We start from the raw sequence: 13,290 nt of genomic DNA on the forward strand, positions 1-13,290 counted from the left end.
ACGGATAAATGCCCTTATCGCTTGGCGCAGTAATTACCATTTTGGTACTATCAAAGCCCTTTTCACTACAAAAGAAGTAATTGCCCACTATGACTCAAGTCGCGAAGAAAATTCTGGTAACGTGCGCGCTGCCGTACGCCAACGGCTCTATCCACCTCGGCCATATGCTGGAGCACATCCAGGCTGATGTCTGGGTCCGTTACCAGCGAATGCGCGGCCACCAGGTAAACTTCATCTGCGCGGACGACGCCCACGGTACGCCAATCATGCTGAAAGCACAGCAGCTTGGGATCACGCCAGAGCAGATGATCGGTGAAATGAGTCAGGAGCATCAGACTGATTTTGCGGGTTTTGACATCAGCTATGACAACTACCACTCTACGCATAGCGAAGAGAACCGCGAGCTGTCTGAGCTGATTTACACGCGCCTGAAGGAGAACGGTTTTATTAAAAACCGCACTATCTCCCAGCTTTACGATCCGGAAAAAGGCATGTTCCTGCCGGACCGTTTCGTTAAAGGCACCTGCCCGAAATGTAAGTCTGCGGATCAATACGGCGATAACTGTGAAGTCTGTGGCGCAACCTACAGCCCGACCGAACTTATCGAGCCGAAATCCGTCGTTTCCGGCGCAACGCCGGTGATGCGTGACTCAGAACACTTCTTCTTTGATCTGCCGTCATTTAGCGAAATGCTGCAGGCATGGACGCGCAGCGGCGCGTTGCAGGAGCAGGTCGCCAACAAAATGCAGGAATGGTTTGAAGCCGGCCTGCAGCAGTGGGATATTTCCCGCGACTCACCGTACTTCGGTTTTGAAATCCCGAATGCGCCTGGCAAGTACTTCTACGTCTGGCTGGATGCGCCGATTGGCTATATGGGATCGTTCAAAAACCTGTGCGATAAGCGCGGCGACACCACTAGCTTTGACGAATACTGGAAGAAAGACTCTACCGCCGAGCTATATCACTTCATCGGTAAAGATATCGTCTACTTCCATAGCCTGTTCTGGCCTGCCATGCTGGAAGGCAGCAACTTCCGTAAGCCGACCAACCTGTTCGTACACGGTTATGTGACGGTGAACGGCGCGAAGATGTCTAAATCTCGCGGCACCTTTATTAAGGCCAGCACCTGGCTGAAGCACTTTGACGCCGACAGCCTGCGCTACTACTACACCGCGAAGCTCTCTTCACGTATTGATGACATCGACCTGAACCTGGAAGACTTTGTCCAGCGCGTTAACGCCGATATCGTCAACAAGGTGGTTAACCTGGCCTCCCGTAACGCTGGTTTTATCGCCAAGCGTTTTGACGGCGTGCTGGCGGCAGAACTGGCCGATCCGGCACTGTATAAAACCTTTACCGATGCCGCTGCGGTCATTGGCGAAGCGTGGGAAAGCCGTGAATTCGGTAAAGCTATCCGTGAGATCATGGCGCTGGCCGATGTGGCAAACCGCTACGTTGACGAACAGGCTCCGTGGGTTGTGGCTAAACAGGAAGGCCGCGACGCGGACCTGCAGGCAATTTGCTCGATGGGCATCAACCTGTTCCGCGTGCTGATGACTTACCTGAAACCGGTACTGCCGACGCTGGCTGAGCGTGTTGAAGCTTTCCTGAACAGCGAACTCAGCTGGGATGCTATCGAGCAACCGCTGCTCGGTCACAAGGTCAACACCTTTAAAGCGCTCTACAATCGCATCGACATGAAACAAGTTGAAGCGCTGGTTGAGGCGTCTAAAGAAGAGGTGAAAGCCGCAGCCGCACCGGTTACCGGCCCGCTGGCGGACGATCCGATTCAGGAAACCATCACCTTTGACGATTTCGCCAAAGTTGACCTGCGCGTAGCGTTGATTGAAAACGCTGAGTTTGTAGACGGTTCTGACAAGCTGCTGCGTCTGACGCTGGATCTCGGTGGCGAAAAGCGTAACGTCTTCTCCGGTATTCGTTCTGCTTATCCGGATCCGCAGGTTCTGATTGGACGTCAGACCATTATGGTAGCCAACCTGGCTCCGCGTAAAATGCGCTTCGGTATTTCCGAAGGTATGGTGATGGCGGCGGGTCCTGGCGGGAAAGATATCTTCCTGTTAAGTCCGGACGAAGGCGCAAAACCAGGCCAACAGGTGAAGTAAGACCTATCAAGCGCTGCAATGGCAGCGCTTTTTTTTGCAGTAGCTATTCCCCTAATCTCAAACGCGTCACTTCACTCCATTTTCGGACTGCTCAGCCATCGCGATTAGATTTATTCTATACTGCTTTGCTATTAAGGTCGTACGGGCCCATCAAATTCATAGGCTCTATTATTTTGCATCCGATATTCATGAAATGGAGTTTTACATGACAGCGTTTCAAAAATTAGTTTCTCTTGCCGTAGCGTCGGTTGTCATTTTTTCCCTGACGGGGTGTGGTGATAAAGAAGAGACAAAAACATTTAATGCCAACCTAAACGGCTCGGATATTACCGTCTCTTACACCTATAAGGGCGATAAGGTTCTGAAACAAATCTCTGAAAGCAAAATCAGCTATGCGTCGGTCGGCGCCAGCAATAAAGAAGAAGCAGCAAAAGTATTTGACGCCTTAAGCGCTAAATATCAAAACATCCCTGGCATAGAAGAAAAGCTCACCTATTCAGACACCTATGCGCAGGAAAACGTCACTATCGATATGGAAAAAGTCGATGTAAAAGCATTGCAGGCAATTTCCGGGATGAAGCTGTCTGAGAATACCGATAAAAACATCAGCATGAAGCAAATGCAAACGGTAATGGAATCGGCGGGTTTTAAAGAAGTGAAGTAAACCGTCGGCGACCCGATTTTAATCGTGGTCGCCCGTTTTTCTCGTTATGCTTTCGTGCTATGTACGCGTGCGGTCAAACCGCGCAGGAAATAACGCAGGAACTGATCGCCGCATTCGCGATAGTTTTTATGATCCGGCGCGCGCATCATGGCGGTAATTTCCGGCATCGACACGCGAAATTTCTGCTCGGTCATAATGGCCAGAATATCATCGGTTTTCAGCGAAAAGGCGATACGCAGCTTTTTCAGCACCGTATTGTTATTAACACGACGCTCAAGCGCCAGCTCCGGCGCTGATTCATCTTTCCCACGCAGATGATAAATCAGACCGTTTAAAAAACCGGAAAGAATGATATCCGGGCAACGCACAAACCCGTCTTCATCTTCTTTTGTCATCCAGGTATCAAAACCCGCGGAGGTGGATTCCATGTCAGCAAGCGCAAGAATACGCACCATGTCGTTATTGTTCGCTTTCAGGGTGTAGCGCAGGCTACGAAGAATATCGTTACTTAGCATAGAGCCTTCAACAGTCGGTGATGCAATGGCGCGCAGTGTATCAGTTTTACAGTCCAATCGCCTCTTTTAGACTTTTAAGATAACGACGACTCACCGGAACGGTCAGCCCGTTACGCAAAATCAGCTCGGCCTGGCCGTTATCTTCCAGTCGGATTTCCTGCAATTGCGCCAAATTCACCAGATATTGGCGGTGGCAGCGCAGGAGTGGCGTACGGCTTTCCAGCGTTCTGAGCGTTAACTCTGTGAACCCCTCTTTGCCATCGCTACTGGTGACATACACGCCGCTCATACGGCTGCTGATAAACGCCACATCATCCATTTGCAGCAAATAAATACGGCTATGACCGCTGCACGGAATAAACTTCAGCGGCTGCTGATGCTCGGGCAGTAGCGATACATCCTGCTTCGTGCGTTCCTGACGTAAACGGCTCAGCGTTTTTTCCAACCGCGCTTCTTCAATCGGCTTGAGCAGATAATCAAACGCGTGTTCTTCAAAGGCTTTGACCGCATACTCATCAAACGCGGTCAGGAAAACAATGTATGGACGATGTTCGGGATCAAGCATCCCGACCATTTCCAGGCCGCTGATACGCGGCATCTGAATATCGAGAAACAGGACATCCGGGTGCAGTTTATGTACCGCGCCGATGGCTTCCACCGCATTCGAACACTCCCCGATAATCTCGATGTCGCTTTGCTCCTGCAACAGGATCCGCAGATTCTCCCGCGCTAACGGTTCGTCATCGACAATCAGCACTTTGATCATGCCTGTTCCTCCAGAGGAAGTCGTAAAGTAATTCGGGTAAAGCGGTCAGGTTCACACGCTACGCTGATGCCAAAGTCATCGCCAAACCGCTCGCGTAGTCGCTTATCGACTAGATTCATACCCAACCCGCTGGCCTCAGACGTTGGCTGATACAGCCCGGCATTATCTTCAATATCCAGCATCAGATACTGTCCTTCGCGACGGGCGGTAATCGACACCTCTCCGGTATCCAGTAGCTGAGAGGTACCATGCTTAATGGCATTCTCCACGATGGGCTGCAGGGTAAAAGCCGGTAATTGCTGATGCGAAAGTTCATCAGGCACCGTTAAAGTCACCTGTAGCCGTGACTGGAATCGTGCCTTTTCAATTTGCAAATAGGCGTTCACGTGCTCAATTTCATCGGCCAGTGTGACAATCTCCGACGGGCGTTTTAAGTTTTTGCGAAAGAAGGTCGACAGGTACTGCACCAGTTGACTGGCCTGCTCGCTATCGCGGCGGATCACGGCTTTGATGGTGTTGAGCGCATTGAACAGAAAATGAGGATTCACCTGGGCATGCAGGAGTTTTATTTCTGACTGCGTAAGCATTGCTTTTTGCCGCTCGTACTGTCCGGCCAGTATTTGCGCCGAAAGTAGCTGAGCGATCCCCTCCCCCAACGTGCGGTTGATCGAGCTAAAGAGGCGGTTTTTAGCCTCATACAGTTTGATGGTCCCCATCACCCGCTGATTTTCACCCCGCAGCGGAATCACCAGCGTCGAGCCTAATTTGCATTGCGGATGCAAAGAACAACGGTAAGGGACTTCATTCCCGTCGGCATACACCACCTCTCCGGTTTCTATTGCCCGTAGAGTGTACGACGACGAAATCGGTTTACCAGGCAGGTGGTGATCGTCACCAATGCCGGTAAATGCCAGCAGCTTCTCACGATCGGTAATCGCCACCGCGCCGATATCCAGCTCTTCGTACAGCACCTGGGCCACCTTCATGCTGTTAACCTCGTTGAATCCCTGACGCAAAATACCTTCCGTAGAGGCGGCAACTTTGAGCGCAGTAGCGGAAAAAGCGGAGGTGTATTTTTCAAACATCGCCCGTTTATCGAGCAATATACGCATAAACAGGGCTGCGCCCACGGTATTGGTGACCATCATCGGCGCGGCAATATTGCTGACCAACCGAAACGCATCATCAAACGGACGAGCAATTAACAAGATAATCAGCATCTGCACCAGTTCGGCCACAAAGGTAATCGCGCCCGCCGTCAACGGGCTGAAGACTTTATCGGTACGACCGCGACGAGTGAGCACGCTGTGCACCAGCCCGCCGAGTAAACCTTCCACAATGGTCGAAATCATGCAGCTTAGCGCCGTCATACCGCCCATTGAATAACGGTGTAAGCCACCGGTCAGACCGACTAAACCACCGACTACGGGACCGCCAAGCAGCCCGCCCATCACCGCACCGATGGCACGCGTGTTAGCAATAGAGTCATCAATGTGCAGCCCGAAATAGGTGCCCAATATGCAGAAAATGGAAAAGGTGACATAGCAAAGCAGTTTGTGCGGGAGACGGATAGTGACCTGCATCAGCGGGATAAACAAACGCGTTTTGCTCATTAGCCACGCGATAACGAGAAACACGCACATCTGCTGAAGCAGCAGCAACACCAGATTAAACTCGTACATACGCGCCAACCACACATCACTTAAAAGCGCGTAACATACATGGGCTGCGCGTAACTTTCTTTGAAGTGTTGCAAAAAAACAGGAATTTGTGAGAACGATCACTCGAAAGCGCGAGTAGGACGACAAACTCACCCCTTCACTGATCAAAAAACAGACAAAACTACCTGGTTCGTAAAAGAGCGTCTAAAGTAAAACTGGGACCTCGCGAGCAAGAGTGAGACGACGATGGCGCTTTACACAATCGGTGAAGTGGCTTTGCTTTGTGATATCAACCCTGTCACTTTACGCGCGTGGCAGAGGCGTTACGGATTACTCAAACCGCAGAGGACAGACGGCGGTCATCGCCTGTTTAACGACGCGGATATTGACCGGATCCGAGAGATAAAACGCTGGATAAACAACGGCGTTCAGGTCAGTAAGGTGAAAATGTTGCTCAGCAATGAGAACATTGATGTGCATAACGGCTGGCGTGAACAGCAAGAGACGCTATTAAGCTATTTGCAAAGCAATAATTTGCATAGTCTGAGAATGTGGATCAAAGAGCGTGGCCAGGATTATCCCGCACAAACGCTCAACACCCATTTGTTCACACCGTTACGCCGCCGTCTGCAATGTCAGCAGCCGATCCTCCAGGCGTTACTCGGGATCCTCGACGGCGTCCTCATCAACTATATCGCGATTTGTCTGGCCTCAGCGCGCAAGAAACAGGGTAAAGATGCGCTGGTTGTCGGCTGGAACATTCACGATACCACCCGTTTGTGGCTGGAGGGTTGGGTTGCCAGTCAGCAGGGATGGCGCGTTGACGTTCTGGCCCACTCACTGAACCAACTACGACCGGAAATGTTCGAAGGTCGAACCTTACTTGTCTGGTGCGGCGAGAACCAAACGCCCGCTCAGCAGCAACAGCTGAGTGAATGGCGCGCGTTAGGTCACGATATTTATCCACTCGGTATTTAATATTCTATTAACAAAAGTGTACAATCCTTAGATTCACATAAGGAGTGCACAATGAGCGCAGCTAAAATCGGTGTAATAACCCTCTTCCTGCTGATGGCTATCGGCGGTATCGGCGGCGTCATGCTGGCAGGCTACACCTTCATTTTACGTGCCGGGTAAGGTAGCTCGCTAATCGCTCAAATCCGCGATCGACAATCACTGCCGCCAACGCGACCAGCAACGCCCCCTGAATCACATAGGCGGTATTGAATCCGCTAAGTCCGATAATTATCGGCGTGCCCAGCGTATTCGCCCCGACGGTTGAGGCTATCGTTGCGGTGCCGATATTAATGATCACCGATGTGCGGATCCCCGCCAGAATAACCGGTGCCGCCAGCGGCAACTCCACTTTACGCAGGCGCTGCCAGCGACTCATCCCCATCCCGCTGGCGATATCCATCACGCTGGCAGAGACGCCTCCCAACCCCGCCAGGGTTGCCTGTAGGATCGGTAACACGCCATACAGGATCAGCGCGATAACCGCCGGCTCAAGACCAAATCCCATCACCGGCACGGCAATCGCCAGCACCGCGACCGGGGGAAAAGTCTGCCCCACGGCGGCGATAGTTTCTACCATCGGCCTGAACTCTGCCCCCCAGGGCCGGGTTACCGCAATTCCGGCGCCGGTGCCGATGAGTACAGCGATAAGACTCGATATTCCCACCAGCGCAAAATGACTCAGCGCCAGCGTCGTAAAACTTTCCTGCTGATACACGGGACGCGGCAACTCTGGAAACAACGAACTAAACAGGGCCTGACTGTGCGGTAACCCGACCAACAGGATCAGGAACAGGACAACCAGCCACAGCAGTGGATCAGCAAGACGTTTCACGGGGCGGCATCTCCGAAAGCAGATCGCGAAAGTGAAGCGTACCGCAGGACACGCCCTGCGGCGTCACAACCGGCAGTACATCGCACCCTCGCGCCACAAACATCGACAGTGCATCACGCAGCGTCATTTCAGCCACCAGCGGCTCACCGGCTGAATGTTCGCCGCGACGAATAAAATCCCCCACCGTACGCAGCGACAGTAACCGTACGCCCAGTTCGCTGCGGCCAAAGAACGTTTGTACGAAATCGTTCGCTGGCGCCGTCAGCATCGACAACGGAGTCCCTTGCTGCACGACCTTACCCGCGTCCATCAGGACCAGATGTTCCGCCAGCCTCAGCGCCTCATCAATATCATGCGTCACCAATACAATGGTTCGCCCCAGCAGACGATGAATACGGGTCATCTCCTGCTGCAGCGCACCGCGGGTGACGGGATCCAGCGCGCCAAAAGGCTCATCCATCAATAGCACCTGCGGATCTGCCGCCAGCGCGCGTGCAACCCCGACCCGCTGCTGTTGCCCACCGGAAAGCTGATGCGGATAACGGTGACGCAAACTCGCCTCCAGCCCCAACAGCGCCATAAGTTCATCTGTGCGATCATCAATACGCGAGCGCGACCACTTTTGTAATTGCGGCACGGTGGCGATGTTCTGCGCGACGGTCCAGTGCGGGAACAAACCGATAGACTGGATCGCGTACCCCATACGCCGCCTTAACTCCAGTACCGGCAGACTGCGAATCTCCTCGCCCGCAAAAAGAATCTGCCCGCGGTCATGCTCGACCAGTCGGTTGATCATCTTCAGTGTGGTGGATTTCCCGGAACCCGACGTGCCAATCAGCACCGAAAAGCTCCCCTCCGCCAAATGCAGATTAAGGTCGTCGACGGCTTTTTGCTGACCGTAGGTTTTACTGACATGATTAAATTCAATCATTATTCGTTCCCTTCAGCAGCGCTAGCCCTAAATCAAACAGCGCATCAATCAACACTGCCAGCACAACTACCGGGATCACGCCCAGCAGCACTAAATCAACGGCGCTACTGAGCAATCCCTGAAAGACCAGCGCGCCAAAGCCCCCGGCACCGATCAGTGCGGCAATCACCGCCATCCCTACTGTCTGGATCATCACCACCCGCAAACTGCGCAAGAAGACAGGCAGCGCCAGCGGCAACTGCACCGAGATAAACCGTTGACGCGCGCTCATCCCCATCGCCCGGGCGCTTTCCAGTACATCCTGTGGAACCTGATTCAGTCCAGCCACCACGCCACGTACCAACGGTAAGAGCGCGTACAGTACCAACGCAATAAGCGCGGGTGTCATGCCGGTTCCCGCAACGCCGAGTGAGCTTAACCAGGGGAAATGCTTAACCAGCCCAGCGAGCGGCGCAATCAACAGGCCAAACAAGGCCACCGAGGGAATGGTCTGGATAATGTTCAGTACGGCGAAAACGGGTCCCTGACGCGAGTCAGAAAAAGAGCACCAAACGCCCAGCGGCACACCAAGGAATAGCGCGGGTATCACGGTGCCAAACAGAATAGTCAGATGCTGCGCCAGTGCGTCGTTAAAGACATCCTGGCGGTTGGCATACTCTTTAAGCAGGGAAAGATCGTTAAACGTGCCGGACAGTAATAACACTATCGGCATAACAAAAAGTTGCGCATGCAGCACCCATCGCCACAACATCTGACGGGTGATGCGCCGAATGGCGTCACTGGCAGCCAGCAGCATGAATCCGAGACCCAGCCAGAACCCGGAGCCAAGACTGGTTCTGGCCAACGTACTGCCCGTCTGTGCCAGATACGTTGCCGTTGTACCTGCGGTTACCAGCGCCGCAATCACCAACAGCTGGCTGATAACAAGCGTCAATATATTGCCGGGTTTGCCCGACACAAAGCACAGAAGAAACAGTAGCAGACAGGCCACCGCCAGTCCCCACGCCATGTCGGGCCTGATATCCCAGAGTTGACGACCTTCGCCGGAAACCAGGCGATTGGGAGCATAGCTAATGAAAGGAAGCGCAGCTGCTGCGAAGGTAAGAAGAACCAGCAGCAACAGCACCCGATTAACCGAGATATTGGACAAAACACCCACCCGCCGTAAATTCCGTTACTTAACCCATCCTTTTTGCTTCAGATAATCTGCTGCAACTTTTTTTGCATCCAGCCCCTCTACAGCAATACTGGCGTTAAGCTGCTGGAGCGTTTTTTCATCCAGACTGGCAAAAACAGGCTGCAGCCATTCTTCCATTTGCGGATAGTCCTTGAGTACCGACTCACGTACCACTGGCGCAGGCGCATAAATCGGCTGAACGCCTTGCGGATCGCTTAACGTTTGCAGCCCCAGCGCGGCGACCGGACCATCGGTGCCGTAGGCCATCGCGGCATTGACGCCGGAGGTTTGCTGCGCTGCGGCTTTAATCGTCACGGCGGTATCCCCCCCGGCCAGTGATAAAAGCTGATTCTGATTCAGTTTAAAATCATAGGCTTTTTCAAACGCTGGCAGCGCGTCCGCACGTTCGATAAACTCCGCAGAGGCGGCCAGTTTGAAAGTGCCCCCCTCCTTGAGGTAGCGCCCTAAGTCTGCAAGCGAAACCAGTTTATTCTTTTCGGCGACATCCTGGCGGACCGCAATGGTCCAGGTATTGTTGGCGGGCGCAGGCGTTAGCCAGACCAGTTTATTTTTCTCTGCGTCCAGCTTTTTCACTTTGTCGAAACCAGCCTGCGCATTTTTCCACGCCGGATCATTCTCATCTTTAAAGAAGAAGGCGCCATTGCCGGTATATTCCGGGTAGATATCCAGCTCGCCGGATGTAATCGCGCCACGCACCACTGGCGTAGTCCCCAGTTGCACTTTATTGACGGTTTTCACACCATGGCTTTCGAGCACTTGCAAAATAATGTTACCGAGCAGCGCCCCTTCAGTATCAATTTTTGACCCAACCGTAACGGGCGACGCGGCCTGCAAGGGCATACTTATCGCGGCTAAAAATGCCAACGACCCTACCCCAAACTTTGAGATTATCATGCTGTGCTCCTCATCCTTTTGCGGCCCTTTTCAGAGACTTGAGGAAAAAGCATAGTCGAAAAATCAGGCCTTAACCTGGCAATTGGGTAGTAACACTGAGAGTAATTAGCAGTAAGGCGAAAAAAATCCGGCAAACCCAAAGTGAATTTGCCGGATAGCGTTATTTCATAGACCAGATAAGCATTGCGCCATCAGGCATGATGCGTGGCTTTCTTCATCAACTACAGCAGTTCAAATTCACCCTGCTTCACTCTGGCGGAATCCACGCCGATAAAGACGTTAAATTTACCCGGTTCAGCATCGTATTTCATACGCTGGTTCCAGAATTTCAGCGCTTCGATATCAATCGGGAAGCTGACAGTCTGCGTTTCACCCGGTTTAAGATTCACTTTCTCAAAGCCTTTCAGCTGTTTTACCGGACGGCTCATTGAAGCGGTCACATCCTGCAAATACATCTGAATCACCGTGGCACCTTCGCGCTTGCCGGTGTTGGTCACCTGGACGCTGGCCGTCACAGTCCCGTCACGTTTCATCGTCGGTGCAGAGAGTTTCACATCCGAAACGGTAAAGGTGGTGTAGCTCAGGCCATAGCCAAAGGGATACAACGGACCGTTTGCCTCGTCAAAATAACGCGAGGTGTACTTATTCGGCTTATCGGCGTTATACGGACGACCGGTATTGAGATGGCTGTAATAGACCGGAATCTGTCCGACAGAGCGTGGGAAAGACATCGGCAGCTTGCCTGATGGGTTGTAATCGCCAAACAACACATCGGCGATGGCGTTACCGCCTTCCGTCCCGGCAAACCAGGTTTCGAGGATCGCATCAGCCTGTTGATCTTCCTTAACCAGCGCCAGCGGACGTCCGTTCATCAGCACCAGCACCAGCGGTTTGCCCGTTGCTTTCAGCGCGGCAATCAGGTCACGTTGGCTCTGCGGAATAGTAATGTCCGTACGGCTGGAGGCTTCATGCGCCATTCCCTGTGCCTCACCGACCACCGCAACCACCACATCAGACTGTTTCGCAGCGTTAACGGCTTCATCAATCATCTCCTGCGGCGAGCGCGGGTCAACTTTCACCGCCTCTTCATACAGGTTCAGGAAGTCGACAATGCCTTTATCGTTGGTGATATTCGCCCCTTTGGCGTATACCACTTTACCCTGCTCGCCAATGGCATTTTTAATCCCTGTCAGCACCGTTACCGACTGATCGGCAACACCCGCTGCGGACCAACTGCCCATCACATCACGCTTGCTATCGGCCAGTGGCCCGACAACCGCCACGGTGGCGGATTTTTTCAGCGGCAGCGTGTCGAGGCGGTTTTTCAGCAGCACCAGGCTTTCACGCGCCACTTCACGCGCTTCTTTACGGTGCAGGCGGCTTTCGGCGTTGGTATCCACCGGGTCAGACTCTTTGGCTCCCAGATGGCTGTACGGATCGTTAAACAGCCCCATATCATATTTCACGTTCAGCACGTGACGCGCAGCGTCGTCAAGCTCCGCCATCGTCACTTTGCCTGATTTAATCAGCCCCGGCAGGTATTTGCTGTAATACTCATCGCTCATACTCATGTTGATACCGGACTTGATAGCCACGCGTACCGCATCCTCAGGATCGGAGGCGGTGCCGTGCTTAATCAGTTCCTTAATCGCGCCGTGATCGGAAACGGTGATGCCTTTAAAGCCCCACTCATCGCGCAGCACGTCTTTCAGCAGCCATGCATCCGACGTCGCCGGCGTACCGTTGAGTGAATTAAGTCCTACCATCACCGCGCCGCTACCGGCATCCAGCCCGGCTTTGTACGGCGGCATGTAGTCGTTAAACAGACGCTGCGGGCTCATATCGACGGTGTTGTACTCTTTCCCGCCCTCTACCGCACCATAAGCGGCGAAGTGCTTGACGCTGGTCATCACCGAATAGCGATCGGCCGGGCTTTTCCCCTGCATCGCTTCCACCATGGTTTTACCCATTGTGGCGGTCAAATACGTGTCTTCGCCAAACCCTTCCGATGCCCGGCCCCAGCGCGGATCGCGGGAGACATCAACCATCGGCGCCCAGGTCATGTTCAGGCCATCGTCAGCGGCTTCATACGCTGAAACGCGACCGACGGTTCTGACCGCATCAAGATTAAAGGAGGACGCCAGACCGAGGCTTATCGGGAACACGGTACGCTGACCGTGCAATACGTCGTAGGCAAAAAAGAGAGGAATTTTCAGGCGGCTGAGTTCCATCACCTGATCCTGCATTTTGCGGATATCCTGGCGTGTGACGGTGTTAAAAATTGCCCCAACCTGCCCGTCTTTGATCATCTCGCGGATGGCTTCCTTCGGATTATCAGGCCCGACGCTGATTAAGCGTAATTGACCAATTTTCTCATCCACGGTCATCTGTTTGAGTAAATCGGTAACAAACGCATCCCGCGCTTCTGGCGTCAGCGGATGGTTACCAAACAGAGTGTCCGCCAGCGCGGGTTGCACTGCCAGACTCACCGCAACACCTACAGAACATAGCCATTTCATGTTGATTCTCTCTTTATTTTTTCCTGACGCATCAGCGAAAATATAACAAAAACCGCAATTTGCCGTAAGACTAAACGGGAGCGCTAAAGAAAGCTAAGGTTATTCTCCTAATTTTCAAAACCAGCGTGAATCAATGAAAGACAAGCCAGAGACAATATGAATGAGAAAGC

12 protein-coding genes are annotated in these 13,290 nt (G+C 53.0%); 4 read left to right on the forward strand and 8 right to left on the reverse strand.

Annotated elements, in window-relative coordinates; all coding sequences use genetic code 11:
• Positions 1-89 precede the first annotated feature (89 nt).
• Positions 90-2,123: a methionine--tRNA ligase gene (gene metG / locus OOJ59_RS06105; RefSeq protein ID WP_038641933.1), complete on the forward strand. Its 2,034-nt coding sequence runs from the start codon at positions 90-92 to the stop codon at positions 2,121-2,123.
• 205 nt (positions 2,124-2,328) lie between these two features.
• On the forward strand, positions 2,329-2,787 hold the full coding sequence (locus OOJ59_RS06110; RefSeq protein WP_038641935.1) for a YehR family lipoprotein: 459 nt from the start codon (positions 2,329-2,331) through the stop codon (positions 2,785-2,787).
• Positions 2,788-2,831: 44 nt separating this feature from the next.
• On the opposite strand, the gene OOJ59_RS06115 is transcribed toward OOJ59_RS06110, so the two are convergent.
• From OOJ59_RS06115 to OOJ59_RS06125, 3 genes are read right to left on the reverse strand one after another with little or no spacing between them, the layout of a single operon-like run.
• Entirely contained in the window at positions 2,832-3,302 is a 471-nt protein-coding gene (locus OOJ59_RS06115) for a DUF1456 family protein (RefSeq protein WP_087856170.1), read from the reverse strand.
• Between the two features lie 46 nt (positions 3,303-3,348).
• Positions 3,349-4,068 carry a two-component system response regulator BtsR gene (gene btsR, locus OOJ59_RS06120; RefSeq protein ID WP_038641937.1) on the reverse strand — a complete coding sequence of 240 codons (720 nt, stop codon included), beginning with the start codon at positions 4,066-4,068 and terminating at the stop codon, positions 3,349-3,351.
• The gene (locus tag OOJ59_RS06125; RefSeq protein ID WP_038641939.1) at positions 4,065-5,750 is read right to left on the reverse strand and encodes a sensor histidine kinase; all 1,686 of its coding nucleotides are present in this window, start codon (positions 5,748-5,750) and stop codon (positions 4,065-4,067) included. The genes btsR and OOJ59_RS06125 overlap by 4 nt, the downstream gene beginning before the upstream one ends.
• A 225-nt stretch (positions 5,751-5,975) precedes the next feature.
• Between OOJ59_RS06125 and mlrA the strand changes: the two genes are divergently transcribed.
• Together mlrA and OOJ59_RS06135 are read left to right on the forward strand one after the other, a co-directional pair.
• Complete coding sequence (gene mlrA, locus OOJ59_RS06130; protein ID WP_042307362.1) at positions 5,976-6,707, forward strand: HTH-type transcriptional regulator MlrA; 732 nt, start codon at positions 5,976-5,978, stop codon at positions 6,705-6,707.
• Between the two features lie 51 nt (positions 6,708-6,758).
• Positions 6,759-6,866, forward strand: a complete 108-nt coding sequence (locus OOJ59_RS06135; protein WP_003027354.1) for a protein YohO — start codon at positions 6,759-6,761, stop codon at positions 6,864-6,866.
• Here OOJ59_RS06135 and OOJ59_RS06140 read toward each other — a convergent pair.
• The 5 genes from OOJ59_RS06140 to bglX form a co-directional block, all read right to left on the reverse strand.
• Positions 6,847-7,578, reverse strand: a complete 732-nt coding sequence (locus tag OOJ59_RS06140) for an ABC transporter permease (protein WP_121529278.1) — start codon at positions 7,576-7,578, stop codon at positions 6,847-6,849. The genes OOJ59_RS06135 and OOJ59_RS06140 overlap by 20 nt on opposite strands.
• Positions 7,562-8,509: an ABC transporter ATP-binding protein gene (locus tag OOJ59_RS06145; RefSeq protein WP_160956136.1), complete on the reverse strand. Its 948-nt coding sequence runs from the start codon at positions 8,507-8,509 to the stop codon at positions 7,562-7,564. Before OOJ59_RS06145 ends, OOJ59_RS06140 begins: the two co-directional genes overlap by 17 nt.
• A complete protein-coding gene (locus OOJ59_RS06150) occupies positions 8,502-9,668 on the reverse strand; it encodes an ABC transporter permease (protein ID WP_069323458.1) in 1,167 nt (388 codons plus the stop codon). The genes OOJ59_RS06145 and OOJ59_RS06150 overlap by 8 nt, the downstream gene beginning before the upstream one ends.
• Before the next feature lie 15 nt (positions 9,669-9,683).
• Positions 9,684-10,601, reverse strand: a complete 918-nt coding sequence (osmF, locus tag OOJ59_RS06155) for a glycine betaine ABC transporter substrate-binding protein OsmF (RefSeq protein WP_137350836.1) — start codon at positions 10,599-10,601, stop codon at positions 9,684-9,686.
• 221 nt (positions 10,602-10,822) lie between these two features.
• Positions 10,823-13,120 (reverse strand): beta-glucosidase BglX, encoded by a 2,298-nt coding sequence (gene bglX / locus OOJ59_RS06160; protein ID WP_137347135.1) that lies wholly within the window; start codon positions 13,118-13,120, stop codon positions 10,823-10,825.
• Between the last annotated feature and the right edge of the window lie 170 nt (positions 13,121-13,290).

Origin of the sequence: Citrobacter sp. W9 (assembly GCF_026719375.1) — a bacterium.
GTDB lineage: Bacteria > Pseudomonadota > Gammaproteobacteria > Enterobacterales > Enterobacteriaceae > Citrobacter > Citrobacter werkmanii.

Excerpts from the sequence above, each read along its gene's own strand:
- metG (WP_038641933.1), top strand. The coding sequence starts at position 90 with ATGACTCAAGTCGCGAAGAAAATTCTGGTAACGTGCGCGCTGCCGTAC.
- OOJ59_RS06110 (WP_038641935.1), top strand. The coding sequence starts at position 2,329 with ATGACAGCGTTTCAAAAATTAGTTTCTCTTGCCGTAGCGTCGGTTGTC.
- OOJ59_RS06115 (WP_087856170.1), bottom strand. The coding sequence starts at position 3,302 with ATGCTAAGTAACGATATTCTTCGTAGCCTGCGCTACACCCTGAAAGCG.
- btsR (WP_038641937.1), bottom strand. The coding sequence starts at position 4,068 with ATGATCAAAGTGCTGATTGTCGATGACGAACCGTTAGCGCGGGAGAAT.
- OOJ59_RS06125 (WP_038641939.1), bottom strand. The coding sequence starts at position 5,750 with ATGTACGAGTTTAATCTGGTGTTGCTGCTGCTTCAGCAGATGTGCGTG.
- mlrA (WP_042307362.1), top strand. The coding sequence starts at position 5,976 with ATGGCGCTTTACACAATCGGTGAAGTGGCTTTGCTTTGTGATATCAAC.
- OOJ59_RS06135 (WP_003027354.1), top strand. The coding sequence starts at position 6,759 with ATGAGCGCAGCTAAAATCGGTGTAATAACCCTCTTCCTGCTGATGGCT.
- OOJ59_RS06145 (WP_160956136.1), bottom strand. The coding sequence starts at position 8,509 with ATGATTGAATTTAATCATGTCAGTAAAACCTACGGTCAGCAAAAAGCC.
- osmF (WP_137350836.1), bottom strand. The coding sequence starts at position 10,601 with ATGATAATCTCAAAGTTTGGGGTAGGGTCGTTGGCATTTTTAGCCGCG.
- bglX (WP_137347135.1), bottom strand. The coding sequence starts at position 13,120 with ATGAAATGGCTATGTTCTGTAGGTGTTGCGGTGAGTCTGGCAGTGCAA.